The organism is Streptomyces sp. NPDC002935 (assembly GCF_040611295.1).
Classification (GTDB): Bacteria; Actinomycetota; Actinomycetes; order Streptomycetales; family Streptomycetaceae; genus Streptomyces.
This window is the reverse complement of record NZ_JBEXNW010000015.1, coordinates 155548-171397: the sequence shown is the minus strand read 5'-3', so window position 1 is coordinate 171397 and position 15850 is coordinate 155548. Positions and strand designations below refer to the sequence as shown.

16 protein-coding genes and 1 pseudogene are annotated in these 15850 nt (G+C 71.5%); 10 read left to right on the top strand and 7 right to left on the bottom strand.

Going from position 1 to position 15850, the window contains the following annotated elements:
- Positions 1 to 408 (bottom strand): hypothetical protein, encoded by a 408-nt coding sequence (locus ABZX90_RS22025; protein WP_351134661.1) that lies wholly within the window; start codon positions 406 to 408, stop codon positions 1 to 3.
- 220 nt (positions 409 to 628) lie between these two features.
- On the opposite strand from ABZX90_RS22025, the gene ABZX90_RS22020 reads away from it, so the two are divergent.
- Entirely contained in the window at positions 629 to 1267 is a 639-nt protein-coding gene (locus ABZX90_RS22020) for a uridine kinase (protein WP_351134659.1), read from the top strand.
- A 321-nt stretch (positions 1268 to 1588) separates the two neighbouring features.
- Here ABZX90_RS22020 and ABZX90_RS22015 read toward each other — a convergent pair whose 3' ends face one another.
- Positions 1589 to 2383 (bottom strand): SigE family RNA polymerase sigma factor, encoded by a 795-nt coding sequence (locus ABZX90_RS22015; RefSeq protein WP_351134657.1) that lies wholly within the window; start codon positions 2381 to 2383, stop codon positions 1589 to 1591.
- A gap of 296 nt (positions 2384 to 2679) precedes the next feature.
- Here ABZX90_RS22015 and afsQ1 point away from each other — a divergent pair, with 296 nt between their 5' ends.
- The 5 genes from afsQ1 to ABZX90_RS21990 all read left to right on the top strand — a co-directional run bounded on the left by afsQ1 (position 2680) and on the right by ABZX90_RS21990 (position 6818).
- Positions 2680 to 3357: a two-component system response regulator AfsQ1 gene (gene afsQ1 / locus ABZX90_RS22010; protein ID WP_037625670.1), complete on the top strand. Its 678-nt coding sequence runs from the start codon at positions 2680 to 2682 to the stop codon at positions 3355 to 3357.
- Positions 3354 to 4940 carry a HAMP domain-containing sensor histidine kinase gene (locus ABZX90_RS22005; protein ID WP_351134654.1) on the top strand — a complete coding sequence of 529 codons (1587 nt, stop codon included), beginning with the start codon at positions 3354 to 3356 and terminating at the stop codon, positions 4938 to 4940. Before afsQ1 ends, ABZX90_RS22005 begins: the two co-directional genes overlap by 4 nt.
- 344 nt (positions 4941 to 5284) lie before the next feature.
- Entirely contained in the window at positions 5285 to 5881 is a 597-nt protein-coding gene (locus tag ABZX90_RS22000) for a hypothetical protein (RefSeq protein ID WP_355207229.1), read from the top strand.
- A 67-nt stretch (positions 5882 to 5948) separates the two neighbouring features.
- The gene (locus tag ABZX90_RS21995) at positions 5949 to 6500 is read left to right on the top strand and encodes a VanZ family protein (RefSeq protein ID WP_355207157.1); all 552 of its coding nucleotides are present in this window, start codon (positions 5949 to 5951) and stop codon (positions 6498 to 6500) included.
- A 114-nt stretch (positions 6501 to 6614) separates the two neighbouring features.
- The gene (locus tag ABZX90_RS21990) at positions 6615 to 6818 is read left to right on the top strand and encodes a PspC domain-containing protein (RefSeq protein WP_266762038.1); all 204 of its coding nucleotides are present in this window, start codon (positions 6615 to 6617) and stop codon (positions 6816 to 6818) included.
- Between the two features lie 137 nt (positions 6819 to 6955).
- Here ABZX90_RS21990 and ABZX90_RS21985 read toward each other — a convergent pair whose 3' ends face one another.
- Together ABZX90_RS21985 and ABZX90_RS21980 are read right to left on the bottom strand one after the other, a co-directional pair.
- Positions 6956 to 7309, bottom strand: coding sequence for an ATP-binding protein (locus tag ABZX90_RS21985; protein ID WP_351134650.1), 354 nt, complete (start codon positions 7307 to 7309; stop codon positions 6956 to 6958).
- 142 nt (positions 7310 to 7451) lie between these two features.
- Positions 7452 to 8606: an adenosine deaminase gene (locus tag ABZX90_RS21980; RefSeq protein WP_351134648.1), complete on the bottom strand. Its 1155-nt coding sequence runs from the start codon at positions 8604 to 8606 to the stop codon at positions 7452 to 7454.
- A gap of 113 nt (positions 8607 to 8719) precedes the next feature.
- Here ABZX90_RS21980 and ABZX90_RS21975 point away from each other — a divergent pair, with 113 nt between their 5' ends.
- Positions 8720 to 9481, top strand: coding sequence for an alpha/beta hydrolase (locus tag ABZX90_RS21975; protein ID WP_351134646.1), 762 nt, complete (start codon positions 8720 to 8722; stop codon positions 9479 to 9481).
- A gap of 78 nt (positions 9482 to 9559) precedes the next feature.
- Here ABZX90_RS21975 and ABZX90_RS21970 read toward each other — a convergent pair whose 3' ends face one another.
- Positions 9560 to 10522, bottom strand: coding sequence for a LysR substrate-binding domain-containing protein (locus ABZX90_RS21970; RefSeq protein ID WP_351134644.1), 963 nt, complete (start codon positions 10520 to 10522; stop codon positions 9560 to 9562).
- Between the two features lie 62 nt (positions 10523 to 10584).
- On the opposite strand from ABZX90_RS21970, the gene ABZX90_RS21965 reads away from it, so the two are divergent.
- Together ABZX90_RS21965 and ABZX90_RS21960 are read left to right on the top strand one after the other, a co-directional pair.
- On the top strand, positions 10585 to 11898 hold the full coding sequence (locus ABZX90_RS21965) for an MFS transporter (protein WP_355207152.1): 1314 nt from the start codon (positions 10585 to 10587) through the stop codon (positions 11896 to 11898).
- A 139-nt stretch (positions 11899 to 12037) separates the two neighbouring features.
- On the top strand, positions 12038 to 13150 hold the full coding sequence (locus ABZX90_RS21960) for a sigma-70 family RNA polymerase sigma factor (protein WP_351134640.1): 1113 nt from the start codon (positions 12038 to 12040) through the stop codon (positions 13148 to 13150).
- Here ABZX90_RS21960 and ABZX90_RS21955 read toward each other — a convergent pair.
- Positions 13121 to 13429: pseudogene (locus ABZX90_RS21955) on the bottom strand (STAS domain-containing protein); the annotation flags it as partial. The gene ABZX90_RS21960 and the pseudogene ABZX90_RS21955 overlap by 30 nt on opposite strands.
- A 122-nt stretch (positions 13430 to 13551) precedes the next feature.
- Between ABZX90_RS21955 and ABZX90_RS21950 the strand changes: the two are divergent.
- The gene (locus ABZX90_RS21950) at positions 13552 to 14472 is read left to right on the top strand and encodes an AEC family transporter (RefSeq protein ID WP_355207148.1); all 921 of its coding nucleotides are present in this window, start codon (positions 13552 to 13554) and stop codon (positions 14470 to 14472) included.
- A gap of 63 nt (positions 14473 to 14535) precedes the next feature.
- Here the strand turns inward: ABZX90_RS21950 and ABZX90_RS21945 are convergent, their stop codons facing one another.
- Positions 14536 to 15819, bottom strand: coding sequence for a thymidine phosphorylase (locus ABZX90_RS21945; protein WP_351134636.1), 1284 nt, complete (start codon positions 15817 to 15819; stop codon positions 14536 to 14538).
- Positions 15820 to 15850 lie beyond the last annotated feature (31 nt).

Here is a 15850-nt window from a genome sequence, read left to right as displayed (position 1 = left end):
TCAGTGCAGCAGCCCGGTCACCTGCCCCAGCACCGGAATGCTGCCCACCGACGGGGCCTGCGCCAGCGGTCCCGTCAGGGCCCGCGAGGACAGCGGTTTGAAGTCGGCGAGCTGGGTGCCCACGCCGTTGTCGAGCGGGTCCACGCCGGTACCGGCCAGCGGGTTGGGCTTGAGGCCCTCGACGGGGCCCGTGACATACCCCACGGTGCCGGTCAGTGCCTGCAGGCCCGCCTGCGGGTCGACGTTGCCGAGCGAGGTGGGCCGGGTGCGCACGGCGTCCACGACGGGGGCCGTGTCCGCGACGGCCGGGGAGGCCGCGGCCGCACCGGCAGCGACCACGCCGACCGCCGCGGCGATCCGCGCGGTCGTGCGGGCCAGGGTGTTCTGCTGGGCTGCGTGTCGCGCCATCAGGTTTTCCTCTTTGACTAGCGGGGAGCGGAGAGCAACGGACGTGACACGCAGAGTAGTTGACCGGGGTCGCGTTCAGGGCGGTCCGGGCGGCGGATTCGCCCCTGCGGGTCAACAGGCATATCACCGCCAGTCGGCCCGAACGCCGGAGCCGGGGATAATGTCCGGGAGCCGCGCCGACGCGCGGCGCCGCCGGACCCGTCAGAGAAGGTACAGACCATTGGGTTCCCATCCCCCGATACCCACCCGCGTGGTGCTGCTCTGCGGCCCCTCCGGCTCCGGTAAGTCCCTTCTCGCGGCCGACTCCGGGCTCCCCGTGCTCCGTCTCGACGACTTCTACAAGGAGGGCACGGACCCGACGCTGCCCCAGGTCGAGGGCAGCGAGGACATCGACTGGGACCACCCGCTGTCCTGGGACGCGGACACCGCCGTCGCCGCGATCGAGGAACTGTGCCGTACGGGACGTACGACCATCCCCGTCTACGACATCTCGCTGAGCGCCCGCACCGGGACCGAGGCCCTGCGCATCGAGCGGACACCGGTGTTCATCGCGGAGGGGATCTTCGCCGCCGAGATCGTCGAGCGCTGCCGCGAACTCGGGTTGCTCGCCGACGCGCTCTGCCTGTCGCGCGGCGCCGTCACCACGTTCCGGCGGCGCTTCGTGCGTGATCTGAAGGAGGGCCGCAAGTCGGTGCCCTTCCTGCTGCGCCGCGGCTGGCGGCTGATGCGCGCCGAGCGCTCCATCGTGGCCCGCCAGGCGGCTCTGGGCGCTCACCCCTGCGACCGGGACGAGGCGCTCGGCCGGCTGACGGCCGCGGCGGCCGGACGCCACGCGTCCACCCGCGCGACCGTCGCGTAGCCGAAAGCCCGCGGCAAGGAGCCGCCGCCCCGGCGGGCGAACCCGCGGGTACGGCCACCGGTGGACCCGACTCCGGTCGGGGCCGGCCCGTCGGACCCCGGGCAACGAAAAGAGGTCCAGGCGAACCCCCGTCCGCCTGGACCTTCTCCCGTATCCCCCGTGCTTTCCCCCGTGGTCCCCCGTGACACGGTTGTCTCCCCGTGACCCGTTTCCCCGTGACCCCGTTGCCTGTTGGCTCCCCCCGGAACCAGCAGTCCCCCGTCGCCGGCTCCCCCCGGAACCGGCTCCCCCGTGTTACTTGTTACCGCTCCCCCCACACCTTCAGGCGACAAGCTCCCCGAAGGACTCCTCCTCGTCACGGCCGAAGCTGAGGACCTCGTCCTCGCGCATCCGGCGGAGCGAGCGCCAGATGCTGGACTTCACCGTGCCGACACTGATGCCGAGGATCTCCGCGATCTCCGGGTCGGTGCGGCCCTCGTAGTAACGGAGGACCAGCATCGTGCGCTGGAGTTCGGGCAGCCGGGCCAGCGCCTGCCACAGGACCGCGCGCAGTTCGGTGCCGCGCATCGCGTCCGTGTCACCGGGCGTCTCCGGCAGTTCCTCGGTCGGGTACTCGTTCAGCTTGCGGCGGCGCCACGCGCTGATGTGCAGATTGGTCATGGTGCGGCGGAGATAACCCCCGACCGCGGCCTTGTCACTGATCCGGTCCCACGCCCGGTACGTCGAGAACAGCGCGCTCTGCAGCAGGTCCTCGGCCTCGAAGCGGTCACCGGTCAGGTGATAGGCGGTTGCGTACAGGGAGGCGCGACGCTCCTGGACGTAGGCGGTGAAGGCCGCTTCCGCATCCACCGTCCCCGCCCCGGAGTGACGCTCCCCCGTGACCTCCCCGTACGCGGCTCCCCCGTGAGCCTTCCCCCCGGTCGTACCCACGGCGGCCGGCGCCGTGGCGCTCTCCCCCGTGAAAGCGTCAACCACCGTCATGTACGCGGTGTGCTGACGCCCGGCGCCGCGAGCGCACCCCCGCCCGCTCACAGCACCGGACTTCTCCGTTGCCCGGGTGACATCGTGGAGCCGCGTGACTACTGCGCCAGTGCTGGTGCTGTGCAGCGTGTTCATCTCGCGCCCCCCGTCGTGAAGTCCCGGTTGTTCGGTTCGTTCCGTCGTGCGTCCTGCCTTGTGTCCAAAAGCTTGCCCGGGCCACTTCATGGCCGTGTCCGCCGACTGTCACAGACCTGTCACAGGGCCCGTTCCCAGGCGCGCCACAGCGCGATCACAGAGGAGAGCGGTACGACTACGCAGATGACCACTTGAGACCTCCCGGCCGTCCGCGAGGACACTCGATGCGCGCGGGAGACGAGTGGGAGCGCTCCAACGGTCGATACCCGGCCATGACATGGGCCAGAATGACGTCTGTGCCTTCCCTGTTGCTGATCGAGGACGACGACGCCATCCGTACGGCCCTGGAGCTCTCTTTGACGCGCCAGGGACACCGCGTGGCCACCGCTGCCACCGGCGAGGACGGTCTGAAGCTGTTGCGCGAGCAGCGGCCGGACCTGATCGTGCTGGATGTGATGCTGCCCGGCATCGACGGATTCGAGGTGTGCCGGCGCATCCGGCGCACCGACCAGCTGCCGATCATTCTGCTGACCGCGCGCAGCGACGACATCGACGTCGTGGTCGGACTGGAGTCCGGCGCCGACGACTATGTCGTCAAGCCGGTGCAGGGCCGGGTGCTCGACGCCCGGATCCGTGCCGTGCTGCGCCGCGGCGAGCGGGAGGCGAACGACTCCGCGTCGTTCGGCTCGCTGGTCATCGACCGTGCCGCGATGACGGTGACCAAGAACGGCGAGGATCTGCAACTGACGCCCACCGAGCTGCGGTTGCTCCTGGAGCTGAGCCGCCGGCCCGGACAGGCCCTGTCCCGCCAGCAGTTGCTGCGTCTGGTGTGGGAGCACGACTACCTGGGCGACTCACGTCTGGTCGACGCCTGTGTGCAGCGGCTGCGCGCCAAGGTGGAGGACGTGCCGTCCTCGCCCACCCTGATCCGTACCGTGCGCGGCGTCGGCTATCGGCTGGACAACCCTCAGTGACCAAACCGCAGGACAAGCTCCGCGGCTGGGCCGCGGCGCGCAAGGCGTTGCTGTCCGGTCTGCGCTTCACCAGCCTGCGGCTGCGCCTGGTCGTGGTGTTCGGGCTCGTCGCGCTCACCGCAGCCGTCTCGGCGTCGGGCATCGCGTACTGGCTCAACCGCGAGGCGGTGCTGACGCGTACGCAGGACGCGGTGCTGCGTGACTTCCAGCAGGAGATGCGCAACCACGCGAGCATGCTGCCGGTTCACCCGGCGCAGGACGAACTCCGGCGCACGGCACGGCAGATGGCGGACAGCAGCCAGCGTTTCAGCGTGCTGCTGGTCGCCGAGGACGTGAACGGCAAAACCATCGCCGGCAACTCCGAGCTGGACACCTTCACGCTGGAGGACGTGCCCAAGTCCCTCCAGAAGGCGGTGAACAAGCAGCAGCCGCTCTCCTCGAACAACACGTCCGCGTACCACTTGTACTGGCAGCGGATCACCGACCACGACAAGCCGTACCTGGTGGGCGGCGCGCGGGTGATCGACGGCTCCACGACCGGCTACATGCTCAAGTCGCTTGAGCCGGAGGCCAAGGACCTCAACTCGCTGGCCTGGTCGCTGGGGATCGCGACGGGGCTCGCGCTGATCGGTTCGGCGCTGCTCGCCCAGGCCGCCGCGACGACGGTCCTCAAGCCGGTCCACCGGCTGGGCATCGCGGCCCGCCGGCTCGGCGAGGGCAAGCTGGACACCCGGCTGCGGGTCTCCGGCACGGACGAACTCGCCGATCTGTCACGGACGTTCAACCGGACGGCGGAGGCCCTGGAGAAACGGGTCGCGGACATGAGCGCGCGGGACGAGGCCTCCCGTCGCTTCGTCGCCGACATGTCCCACGAACTCCGTACGCCGCTGACCGCGATCACCGCCGTCACCGAGATCCTCGAGGAGGAGCTGGACGCGGAGACCGGCAGCGTCGACCCGATGATCGAGCCGGCCGTACGGCTGGTCGTCAGTGAGACCCGGCGCCTGGGCGACCTCGTCGAGAACCTGATGGAGGTGACCCGCTTCGACGCGGGCACCGCCCGGCTCATCCTCGACGACGTGGACATCGCCGACCAGATCACCGCGTGCATCGACGCGCGCGCCTGGCTGGACGCCGTCGACCTGGACGCCGAGCGCGGCATCATGGTCCGCCTCGACCCGCGCCGCCTCGACGTGATCCTCGCGAACCTGATCGGCAACGCGCTCAAGCACGGCGGTTCGCCGGTCCGGGTGTCGGTGCGGGTGGAGGGTGAGGAACTGGTCATCGAGGTGCAGGACCACGGCCCCGGCATCCCCGAGGACGTCCTGCCGCATGTCTTCGACCGCTTCTACAAGGCCAGCGCGTCCCGCCCGCGCTCCGAGGGCAGCGGCCTCGGCCTCTCCATCGCCCTGGAGAACGCGCACATCCACGGCGGCGAGATCACAGCGGCGAATGCGGCCAAGGGCGGGGCTGTCTTCACCCTGCGCCTGCCCCAGGAGGACGCGTCGGAACTGCTCGCCGACGACCCGCAGGGCCGTAACGGTTCCGCGCACGGGAACGGCACGGAAGGCACCGCCGGATGACAACCGCACGCTCCACCGGCCCGCGGGCCTCCGGCTCCCCGGAGACCACCGGCCCGCAGGCCACCCGCTCCCCGGAGACCACCGGCCCGCGCGCCGCCCACTCCCCGGAGAGCACCCGCCCGCGCGCCGCCCACTCCCCGGAGACCACCGGCCCGCGCGCCGCCCACTCCTCGCGGACCGCCCGTCCGCAGGCTGCCCACTCCCCGGAGACCACCGACTCACCGGCGGCCCACTCCCCGCGGTCCAGCCACCCGCAGCCTGCCGGCTTCCCGGACGCCGCCCGCCCGGGGGCGACGGGCTCCCCGCGGACCGGCCGCCCGTCCCGGCGGGCGCGGCTGGGCGGGGTGCGGCCCTGGCTGGCCGTCCCGTTGCTCGCCGTGTTGCTCACGGGGTGCGGTATCCGCTCCACGCAGGTGCCCACCGACTTCGGTCCGGCGCCCTCCCGGGTGCCCTGCGCCCTCTCCGGCCCCGACATCTCGACCCAGTCCTCGCGCGGAGTGCCGGTCCAGGTCTTCCTGCTGTGCTCGGCGCAGCTGGTGACCGTCGACCGGTCGGTGCGCATCCCGGACGGTACGGCGGAGTCGGCACGGCGGGTCCTGGTCGCCCAGGCGCTGCTCGACGAACTCGCACAGACACCGTCGACGCCCGAGGAGCAGGCCGGGTACACGACGGACGTACGCGGTGGCATGACGGTCGGCGGACCCCGCGGCCGGGACCCCGAGGACACCCTCCGGTTGAGCACCCCGCCGGAGAACCTCACCTCGATGGCCCTCGCCCAGATCGTCTGCACCTTCTCCGACTCGGCCGCGGCACGGGACGACGGCACCGTCGTCCTGGGCGGTCCCGTCCCCGCCCCGCTGCGCAGTTACGCGTGCACCCCCGAGGTGCGCGCCGCCCCCGCCGACGAGTCCCCGGCGTCGACGGCGGTCGAGGGCTCGTGATGTGACGTGACGGGGCGAAAACCCCCGCCACGGAACCGATCGTGCCGGACCCCGCGTCTTGGGGGGCGTGCAGCGTCATGGTTCAGACGGCGGCAGCGCCGTCACCCGCGTCCGTGTGGCAGGAGGTGTCCTCCTCGTCGCACACCTGGCGCTCGTCGCCTGGATCACGCTGCGACCGCTGGACGTCCCCTGGGTGAGCGCCGCCAACCTGAGGCCCTTCGCGGGCATCAGAGCCGACCTCGCGCTGGACCCCGAGACGGCGATCCGCCGCATCGCCGCGGGCCTCGGCCTGCTCGCCCCGCTGGGTGTCCTGCTCCCGATGGCGGCAGGCCGGCTCGCCGTCTCCCCCCTCGGCTCCCTCCTGCGGACGATCACGGCCGGCGCTCTGCTCTCGCTGGGCATAGAGCTGCTGCAGACCGGCGTCCCGGGCCAGGTCGTGGACATCGACTCGATCACGCTGAACACCCTCGGCGTGGCCCTCGCGCACCTCGCGATCGTGCCCGCCGCCCGGGTCCGTCTCCGTCGCCGGGCCGAGACACGGCGCCGCGCGGCCGTCCTTCGGGAGGACCCCGCTCAGGGTCGGACCCCGACGATTCCCAGGGTCGGGATCGCTCCGTAGAGCGACGCTTCGTCCGCTTCGTCCTCGTAACGTTGAAGACATCGGTGAAGGCACCGATGAGAACGACGAAGCCGGTCCCACCGGCACTCGACGACGGTTCGCGAAGGAGCCACCATGACCGCCCTTGCCCGCCCCACGAACGGCCGCATGATCGGCGGAGTCTGTGCTGCGCTGGCACGGCGCTTCGGCACCTCCGCGACCACGATGCGCGTCATCTTCGTCCTGTCCTGCCTGCTCCCCGGCCCGCAGTTCGTGCTCTACATAGCGCTGTGGATCCTCTTCCCCTCCGAGGGCAAGGCCTCCCGCACCGCCTGGTGACCCGGGCGGACGGCGACTGTGGACACACGGCGAACGCCGGTGGGGCGCACCCTGGTCGGGTGCGCCCCACCGGCGTTCGTACGGCCCAGAAGGCCCCGCGCTCGGACAGGCAGGGGGCCTCGGTCCGACGGAGAGCCTCAGCCCAGCGGAATCCCGTTCACGGGCAGGCCGTGCGTGGGCAGCCCCTGCAGCGGCAGCCCCCCGAGCAGTCCGGCCACGGGCGCGGCGGGCCCTTCGGCGAGCAGACGCGCGGCGGCGGGCTGCGCGGCGTCCACGCCCGTGCCGAGCGCGCTCTGGCCCTGGGCGAGGGCCTCCCCGGCACCGGGCAGCGCCTTGGTGACGTTCTCGGCGGGCAGCGTCCTGGTGGCGGTGTCCAGGGCCGAGGAGGCGTCGGGCACGGCCGGGGCCGCACTCGCGGCGCCCGCGCCGACAGCGGCGAAAGCGGCACCGAGAGCGGCGACACCGAGGGTCTTGGCAGCAGACTGCTTCATGGTGAATGCGTCCTTGGATGGGTGAGGCGGGGATGTGAGCGGTCCAAGACCGTAAACACGCAAACCCGCCCTCCGCAAACATCGAAAAGCGGCCGAGTCATGGAGAACAAGTGAAGACCCGGCCGCTTTCCACTCGCTCCGATCAGGCCTGATCTCCCACAGAACCGCTGGTCGAGACGGTCTGCTGGAACAGCCATTCGGACTTCAGTTCTGCATATCCGGGCTTGATCACGTCATTGATCATGGCCAGTCGTTCATCGAAAGGAATGAATGCTGACTTCATAGCATTGACCGAGAACCATTGCAGATCATCGAGCGAATAACCGAACGCTTCGACAAGGTGCTCGAATTCCTGACTCATGCTCGTTCCCGACATGAGCCGATTATCCGTGTTCACGGTCGCACGGAAATGCAGCCGCCGCAGCAACCCGATGGGGTGAGCCGCGTACGAGTCGGCGGCGCCGGTCTGGAGATTGGAACTGGGGCACAGCTCCAGCGGGATGCGCTTGTCGCGGACGTACGACGCGAGCCGCCCGAGCTCCACCGAACCGTCCTCGCGCACCTGGATGTCGTCGATGATGCGTACGCCGTGCCCGAGCCGGTCGGCGCCGCACCACTGGAGGGCCTGCCAGATGGACGGCAGGCCGAACGCCTCACCCGCGTGGATCGTGAAGTGGTTGTTCTCGCGCTTGAGGTACTCGAAGGCGTCGAGGTGCCGGGTGGGCGGGAACCCGGCCTCGGCGCCCGCGATGTCGAAGCCGACGACGCCCAGGTCGCGGTAGCGGTTCGCGAGTTCCGCGATCTCCAGGGCGCGGGCCGCGTGCCGCATCGCGGTCAGCAGGGCGCCGACCCGGATGCGGTGACCGTTCTCCCGGGCCAGCCGTTCCCCTTCCCGGAAGCCCTCGTTGACCGCCTCGACGACCTCTTCGAGGCTGAGCCCGCCTTCCAGGTGCTGCTCGGGCGCGTACCGCACCTCGGCGTAGACCACCCCGTCCTCGGCGAGGTCCTCGGCGCACTCGGCGGCAACCCGCACCAGCGCCTCGCGGGTCTGCATGACGGCGCAGGTGTGGGCGAAGGTCTCCAGGTACCGCTCCAGCGAACCGGAGTCGGCGGCCTCACGGAACCAGAGCCCGAGCTTGCCGGGATCGGTCTCGGGGAGGTTGGAGTAGCCCGTGTCGCGGGCGAGTTCGACGATCGTGCCGGGGCGCAGTCCCCCGTCGAGATGATCGTGCAGCAGGACCTTGGGCGCCCGGCGGATCTGTTCCGAGCTCGGGGTGTTCCGGATCTGGCTCGTCATTTTCGCACTCTAGCCCCTACGCGCGTAGATCTCCTGTTGTACGAATCCGTCGATACGTAACGGTGACCGTGCGGACGGGTGGCGTACACCCTTGCTTCTGACACTGTTCTGTCATGGCACAGCAAGCGACGCCGGTTCGCAGGGCCCGGCTGGGGAGGGCGCTCGGCCCGGAACCGACGGCAGTCAGCGGAGTTGTTCTGCTGCTGCCGGGCGGCGAGGAGAGCTCGGCCCGCAGACCCTCCCCCATGATGGCGACCGCCTCCGTACGCGCGTTGGGGCGCCGCCTGACCCGCGCCGGACGCGCGGAAGGCCTGGTCACGCACGTGGTGCACTACCGGGTCCGCGGCTGGAACGGCAGCGAGGCGCATCTGGCGGCCGACGCGTCCTGGGCCGCGGACGAGGTGGTCCGCCGCTACGGCGACGTCCCCGTGTGTCTGGTCGGTATGGACATGGGCGGCCGGGCGGCGCTGCGCGCGGGCGGGCACTCGGCCGTCAACTCCGTGCTGGCGCTGGCACCGTGGCTGCCCGAGGACGATGTCGCCGCGCCACCCGAACCGGTGAAACAGCTGGCCGGCCGGCGCGTGCTGATCGTGCACGGGACCAACGACGAGCGCACCGACCCGGAGTTGTCGTTCCGGCTCGCGGCACGCGCGAAGAAGGCCAACCGCGACATCTGCCGCTTCGAGGTCCACTCGGACGGGCACGCGCTGCACCAGCACCGGCACGAAGTCCTCGCCCTCGCGGAAGACTTCGTGCTGGGCACGCTGTTCGGGCACGCCTTCTCCCGCCCGGTCGAGGACGCCTTCGCCGCGCCGCCGCCGCTGGGCCTGCGGATGCCGCTGGCGGCGGGCTTCGGGCAGTCGCTGCGCCGGTAGCGGGCGGCGCGCTGCGCTGCGGACGGGGGTCGACGGGCGGCGAGCAGCGAACAGCGGGCGACGGACGGCGGGCTGCGGTCAGTCGGGCAGTAGATGGCCGCGCCGGGACAGCAGGAACTTCTTGAAGGCTGCCACCGGTGGCGTGTCCGGGTGGCCGTCCAGCCAGGCGACGCCGATCTCGCGCACGGCGCGCGGGGCGGTGACCGTGAGTTCGACAACTCCCGGACGGGCGACGGCCGGTGGCGGCAGCAGGGCGACCCCGAGTCCGGCGGCGACGAGGCCCCGGAGCGTCTCCGCCTCCTCGCCCTCGAAGGCGATGCGCGGTCGGAACCCCGCCTCCTGGCAGAGGTCGTCGGTGATACGGCGCATCCCGTAGCCGGGTTCCAGGGTCACGAAGGTCTCGTCGGCCGCCTCGGCGAGGCGGATGCGCTTGCGGGCGGCGAGCGGGTGGTCGGCGGGCACGACCAGGCGGAGTTTCTGCTCGTCGAGCCGGCGTCCCACCAGATCGGGCGCGTCGGGCACCGGCGAGGTGAGGCACAGGTCCAGCTCGCCCGAGCGCAGCCGCTCCAGCATCGCCTCCCCGTAGTTCTGCACGAGGCTGAAGCGGACCCGTGGATGGTCGGCGCGGAAGGCGCGGATGAGTCCCGGCACCGTCTCCGAGCCCATGGTGTGCAGAAACCCGAAGGCGACCTTGCCGGTGGCCGGGTCGGCGTCCGCGCGCACCTCGTCGGCGGCGCGCTCGATCTCGGCGAGGGCGCGCTCCACGGAGGACAGGAAGGTACGGCCCGCGGGAGTCAGCGACAGCGTGCGGCCGCGTCGCGCGAACAGGTCGACGCCCAGGTCCTGTTCGAGCCGGACCAGGGACCGGGAGAGCGTCGACTGCGGGATCTGCATCTCCTGCGCGGCACGGGTGACGTGCTCGGTGCGGGCCACACCGGCGAAGTGCGCGAGGCGCGGGGCGAGCAACCTCGACATGTGCGTGCTGTCTTCTGTGTCACTGAACGGTGACAGGTGAGCTTCTGACCTCTGCTGATGCACCATGGGAACGATTATGGCGATTCCATGCATTGGACGGATGAACGACGGGTCTTTAGGTTCGAAGCATGCCTTCCGCCAGTACCGGGGCGTCCACCACCGTGGGCGCCGCCTCCTCCGCCCATGTCACCGACTCCCTCCCTGTCACCGACTCCGTCCCTGCCACCGACTCCCGTATGGCCCCCGGCGGGCCCGGCTACCGCCGGATGAGCTTCGCTCTCTTCCTCGCGGGCGTCGCGACCTTCGCGCTCCTCTACTCCACCCAGGCCCTGCTCCCGCTGGTCTCCGCGGACTTCGGGGTGAGCGCGAGCGCGGCGAGCTGGACGGTGTCGGCCGCGACGGGCGGTCTTGCGCTCTTCGTCCTCCCGATGAGCGCCCTGTCGGAGCGTTTCGGACGGCGTACGGTCATGACGGCGTCCCTGGCGGTGGCGGTCAGCGTCGGTCTCCTGGTCCCCTTCGCGCCGTCGATCGGCGCGCTGGTGGCGCTGCGGGCGGTGCAGGGCGCGGCGCTGGCGGGTCTCCCGGCGTCGGCGACGGCGTATCTGGCCGAGGAGGTCCGTCCCAAGGCGCTGATCACCGCGATCGGTCTGTTCGTCGCGGGCAACAGCGTGGGCGGGATGAGCGGGCGGGTCATCACGGGCTGGGTCGCGCAGGAGTGGGGCTGGCGGGTGGCCGTCGGCGCTGTCGGGCTGATCGCCGTGGGCTGCGCGGTGGCCTTCCGGCTGCTGCTTCCGGCGCCGCGGCACTTCGCGCGGGGTTCGCTGCGGCCGCGGGTACTGGCCCGCACGGTGCGCGACCATCTCGCGAACCCGCTGCTGTGCCGGCTGTACGCCATCGGCGCGCTGTTCATGATGGTGTTCGGCGGGGTCTACACGGTCATCGGCTACCGCCTCAGCGAGGCGCCCTTCTCCCTCCCCCAGGGCATCGTCGGCTCGATCTTCCTGGTCTACCTGGTCGGTACGGTGTCGGCGTCGACGGCGGGCCGTCTGGTCGGCCGCGCCGGACGCCGCGGCTCCCTCTATCTGGCGGGCGGCACCACGACCGCCGGTCTGCTCCTGTCCCTCGGGGACTCCGTCGCGCTGGTCCTGCTCGGCCTCGTCCTGATCACCGCGGGCTTCTTCGCGGGCCACGCGGTGGCGTCGTCGTCGGTGAGCCACACCGCGCGGGAGGGGCGGGCGCAGGCGTCGGCCCTCTACCAGTCCGCGTACTACATCGGTTCGAGCGCCGGCAGCACGCTCGGCGCGGTCGCCTTCCACGCGGGGGGCTGGGCGGGCACGGTGACCATGGGGCTGCTCGCGGTGCTGGGCGTCGTCTCGATCACCCTGTTCGGCTCCCACGCGGCCCGCACCGCCTCCCGCCGCGCGCCTGCCCTGGCCCACTGAGCCCGGAACCCTCTCCGACACACCCCCTGTGACCTGCTCTTTTCCCCGCTCCGCACGCCATTGTCAGTGGGCTGCGGTAGCTTCCGAAGTGCTGGCGCAACGACGCGCGGAACGGAACAGCCACAGGGGTGGGTTGGCTATGAGCGACGGTACGGCGACGACGGCAGACCTGGACGTCCGGCTGGAGAAGCACCGGGTCGAGCTGACCGGGTACTGCTACCGGATGCTCGGCTCGTCCTTCGAGGCCGAGGACGCGGTGCAGGACACGATGGTCCGCGCCTGGCGCAGCTTCGACAAGTTCGAGGGCCGCTCCTCGATGCGGTCCTGGCTGTACCGGATCGCGACGAACGTGTGCCTGGACATGCTCAACGCGGGAAACCGGAGGGCTCGTCCGATGGATCTCACGGCTCCCTCACCGCTCGCCCAGGCGGCGCTCACCCCCCGCCCGGACAACACCTGGCTGGAGCCGATGCCCGACGGCCGCGTGCTGCCGACGGCCGGTGATCCGGCGGAGGCGGCGGTCGCCAAGGAGTCGGTGCGCCTCGCCTTCATGGCGGCGCTGCAGCAGCTGCCGCCCAAGCAGCGCGCGGTCCTCATCCTGCGCGAGGTCCTCGCGTGGAAGGCGAGCGAGGTCGCCGAGCTGCTCGGCACCACGGTCGCGTCGGTCAACAGCGCGCTCCAGCGGGCCCGCGCCACCCTCGCGGAGAGCGACACGGCGGGCGCCGACGCCGCCACCTCCGACCCACTGGACGAGGAGCAGCAGAAGCTTCTGGAGCGCTATGTGGCGGCGTTCGAGGGGTACGACATGACGGCTCTGACGGCGCTCCTGCACGAGGACGCGATCATGACGATGCCGCCGTTCGACCTGTGGCTGCGCGGCACGGACGACATCACCGGTTTCATGACGACGCTGGGCGCCGCCTGCGCCGGCTCACGTCTGATTCCGGTCGAGGTCAACGGCCTGCCGGGCTTCGCCCAGTACAAGCCGGACGAGGAAGCGGGCGGCTACACCCCCTGGGCGGTGCAGGCGCTGGAGATCTCAAAGGGCCGCCTCACCGGGTTCCACTTCTTCCTGGACACGGCCCGCTGGTTCCCGCTCTTCGGGCTCCCCCTCCACCTCGACGCATCCGGCGCGGCCGAAGGGCAGGAAGCCGTCGGAGCGCAGGGAGGCGGAGGAGCCGGAGCTGTCGGTGCTGTCGGTGCTGTCGGTGCTGTCGGCGGTCTCGAAGCGGAGACCGACCAGGTCGAGTAGCGCGCGCAGGGCCGGGTCCGGGCCGTGCAGGCGTATGCGCCCGCCGGCCCGTCGGGCGGCCAGCTCCATCCTCGCCAGCGCGTCGACGGCGGCGAGGCCGGGCGGCCCGAGGCCCGCGACATCGCAGACCACGATCCCGCCGCCGCTCGCCCCGAGGAGTGCGCGGACGTCGTCACAGAGCCGGGGCACGTCGTCCCGGGTGACGAGTCCTGGCAGCACGAGTACGGCGGGTGTCGCGGAATCCACAGTCAGTAGACCGTGCGGGGCCCCGGAACTCATCGCGGGCGGCGCGGAAGATCACATTGACCCGCGCCCGCTCCTCCCCGTTGGGTTGGATGCATGCCCCATGAACCGGTTCCGCCCGCGATACCCGACGGCCTCCTCCCCGCCGAGGAGGCTCCGTGCAAGGGGTGTTGACGGGCTTCGCGGTCATCGCCGTCGTCATCGGCGTCGGGTATGTCATCGGACGGCGCGGCCATCTCGGGGACAACGGGCGGGAGGTGCTGACGAAGCTCGCCTTCCATGTGGCGTCGCCCGCGCTGCTGTTCACGACGCTCGCGCAGGCCGACCTGTCGGTCATCTTCTCCAGCCGGCTGCTGGTCACGGCGATGAGCACGGCCGCGGCGGCCGGGGTGTTCGTCACGGTGGGGGTCGTACGCCGCTGGGGACTCGGCCGGACGACGATCGGCGCGCTCTGCTCCAGTTACGTCAACTCCGGCAACCTCGGGATCCCGATCGCCGTGTACGTGCTGGGCGATGCCTCGCTGGTGGCGCCCGTGCTGCTGTTCCAGCAGATCATGGTCACGCCGATCGCCCTGACCGTCCTCGACCTGTCCGGGACGGGCGAGAAGGGTCCGCTGTGGCAGCGGCTGATCACACCGCTGCGCAATCCCATCGCGGTCGGTTCGCTGAGCGGCGTCGCGTTGTCGGCGGCCGGTCTGACCGTGCCCGGCCCGGTCCTCGATCCGCTCCGGCTCATCGGCGGCATGTCGGTGCCCGCGGTGCTGCTGGCGTTCGGGATCTCGCTGTGCGGCAGCAGCCTGCCGGGCCGCGGCTCGGACCGGGGTCCGGTGCTGCTGTCGGTCGTGCTGAAGGCGGTGGGCCAGCCGCTGGCCGCCTGGGCACTGGCCGTCGGCGTGTTCGGGCTGCGCGGCGCCCCGCTGCTCGACGTGGTGGTCACCTCGGCCCTGCCCGCCGCGCAGAACCTGTTCACGTACGCCTCGCGCTACCGGGTCGGCGAGACCCTGGCGCGCGAGTCGATCCTGCTCTCCACGATCCTGGCCGTTCCGGTGCTCGTGGTGATCGCGGCCGTGCTCGGGTGAGACACGAGGGGGACCGGCGCGCGTGCGCCGGTCCCCCCTCGTGGAGCGGAGTGGACGCGCCGATCAGGCGATCCGGTCCAGCACGATCGGCGTGGCCTTGAAGTCCGTGCCCGCGGGCGCGATGTCGTACGAGCCCTCGACCCCTTCGAGCGCGTACGCGAAGCGCTCCGGGGTGTCCGTGTGCAGGGTGAACAGGGGCTGGCCCGCCGTCACCGTGTCGCCCGGCTTGGCGTGCAGCTCGACACCCGCGCCGGCCTGCACCGGGTCCTCCTTGCGGGCGCGTCCGGCGCCCAGGCGCCAGGCGGCGATGCCGATGTCGTACGCGTCGAGACGGGTCAGCACACCGGAGGCCGGGGCGCTGACGACGTGCCGCTCGCGTGCCGTGGGCAGCTCGGCGTCCGGGTCGCCGCCCTGCGCGGCGATCATGCGGCGCCACACGTCCATGGCGGAGCCGTCGGCGAGCGCCTTCGCCGGGTCGGCGTCCTTCACTCCGGCCGCGTCGAGCATCTCGCGTGCCAGGGCGATGGTGAGCTCGACGACGTCGGCGGGGCCGCCGCCCGCGAGGACCTCGACGGACTCGCGGACCTCCAGCGCGTTGCCCGCGGTCAGGCCGAGCGGCGTCGACATGTCGGTGAGGAGCGCGACCGTCTTCACACCGTGGTCCGTGCCCAGGCCCACCATCGTGGAGGCCAGTTCGCGGGCGTCCTCGATGGTCTTCATGAAGGCGCCGGAGCCGACCTTCACGTCCAGGACCAGCGAGCCGGTGCCCTCGGCGATCTTCTTGGACATGATGGAGGAGGCGATGAGCGGGATGGCCTCGACCGTGCCGGTGACGTCGCGGAGCGCGTAGAGCTTCTTGTCTGCGGGGGCGAGGCCGTCGCCGGCCGCGCAGATGACCGCGCCCGTGGTGTCGAGGACGTGCAGCATCTCCTCGTTGGACAGCAGCGCACGCCAGCCCGGGATCGACTCCAGCTTGTCCAGGGTGCCGCCGGTGTGGCCGAGGCCGCGCCCGGACAGCTGCGGCACCGCGGCGCCGCAGGCGGCGACCAGCGGGGCCAGCGGGAGGGTGATCTTGTCGCCGACGCCGCCCGTGGAGTGCTTGTCGGCGGTCGGGCGGGACAGGGACGAGAAGTCCATGCGCTCGCCCGAGGCGATCATCGCGGCCGTCCAGCGGGCGATCTCACGGCGGTTCATGCCGTTGAGCAGGATCGCCATGTTGAGGGCGGCCATCTGGTAGTCGGCGACCTCGCCGCGGGTGTACGCGTCGATGACCCAGTCGATCTGCGGATCGCTGAGTTCGGCGCGGTCCCGCTTGGTGCGGATGACGGAGACGGCGTCCATGGCCATGGCGTTCCTTCCGAAAGAGAAGCGGCCCCTC

Excerpts from the sequence above, each read along its gene's own strand:
- ABZX90_RS21960 (WP_351134640.1), top strand. The coding sequence starts at position 12,038 with ATGAGCGACGGTACGGCGACGACGGCAGACCTGGACGTCCGGCTGGAG.
- ABZX90_RS21985 (WP_351134650.1), bottom strand. The coding sequence starts at position 7,309 with ATGAAGCAGTCTGCTGCCAAGACCCTCGGTGTCGCCGCTCTCGGTGCC.
- ABZX90_RS22025 (WP_351134661.1), bottom strand. The coding sequence starts at position 408 with ATGGCGCGACACGCAGCCCAGCAGAACACCCTGGCCCGCACGACCGCG.
- ABZX90_RS21980 (WP_351134648.1), bottom strand. The coding sequence starts at position 8,606 with ATGACGAGCCAGATCCGGAACACCCCGAGCTCGGAACAGATCCGCCGG.
- ABZX90_RS21945 (WP_351134636.1), bottom strand. The coding sequence starts at position 15,819 with ATGGCCATGGACGCCGTCTCCGTCATCCGCACCAAGCGGGACCGCGCC.
- ABZX90_RS21965 (WP_355207152.1), top strand. The coding sequence starts at position 10,585 with ATGCCTTCCGCCAGTACCGGGGCGTCCACCACCGTGGGCGCCGCCTCC.
- ABZX90_RS21970 (WP_351134644.1), bottom strand. The coding sequence starts at position 10,522 with ATGGTGCATCAGCAGAGGTCAGAAGCTCACCTGTCACCGTTCAGTGAC.
- ABZX90_RS21975 (WP_351134646.1), top strand. The coding sequence starts at position 8,720 with ATGGCACAGCAAGCGACGCCGGTTCGCAGGGCCCGGCTGGGGAGGGCG.
- ABZX90_RS21990 (WP_266762038.1), top strand. The coding sequence starts at position 6,615 with ATGACCGCCCTTGCCCGCCCCACGAACGGCCGCATGATCGGCGGAGTC.
- ABZX90_RS22015 (WP_351134657.1), bottom strand. The coding sequence starts at position 2,383 with ATGAACACGCTGCACAGCACCAGCACTGGCGCAGTAGTCACGCGGCTC.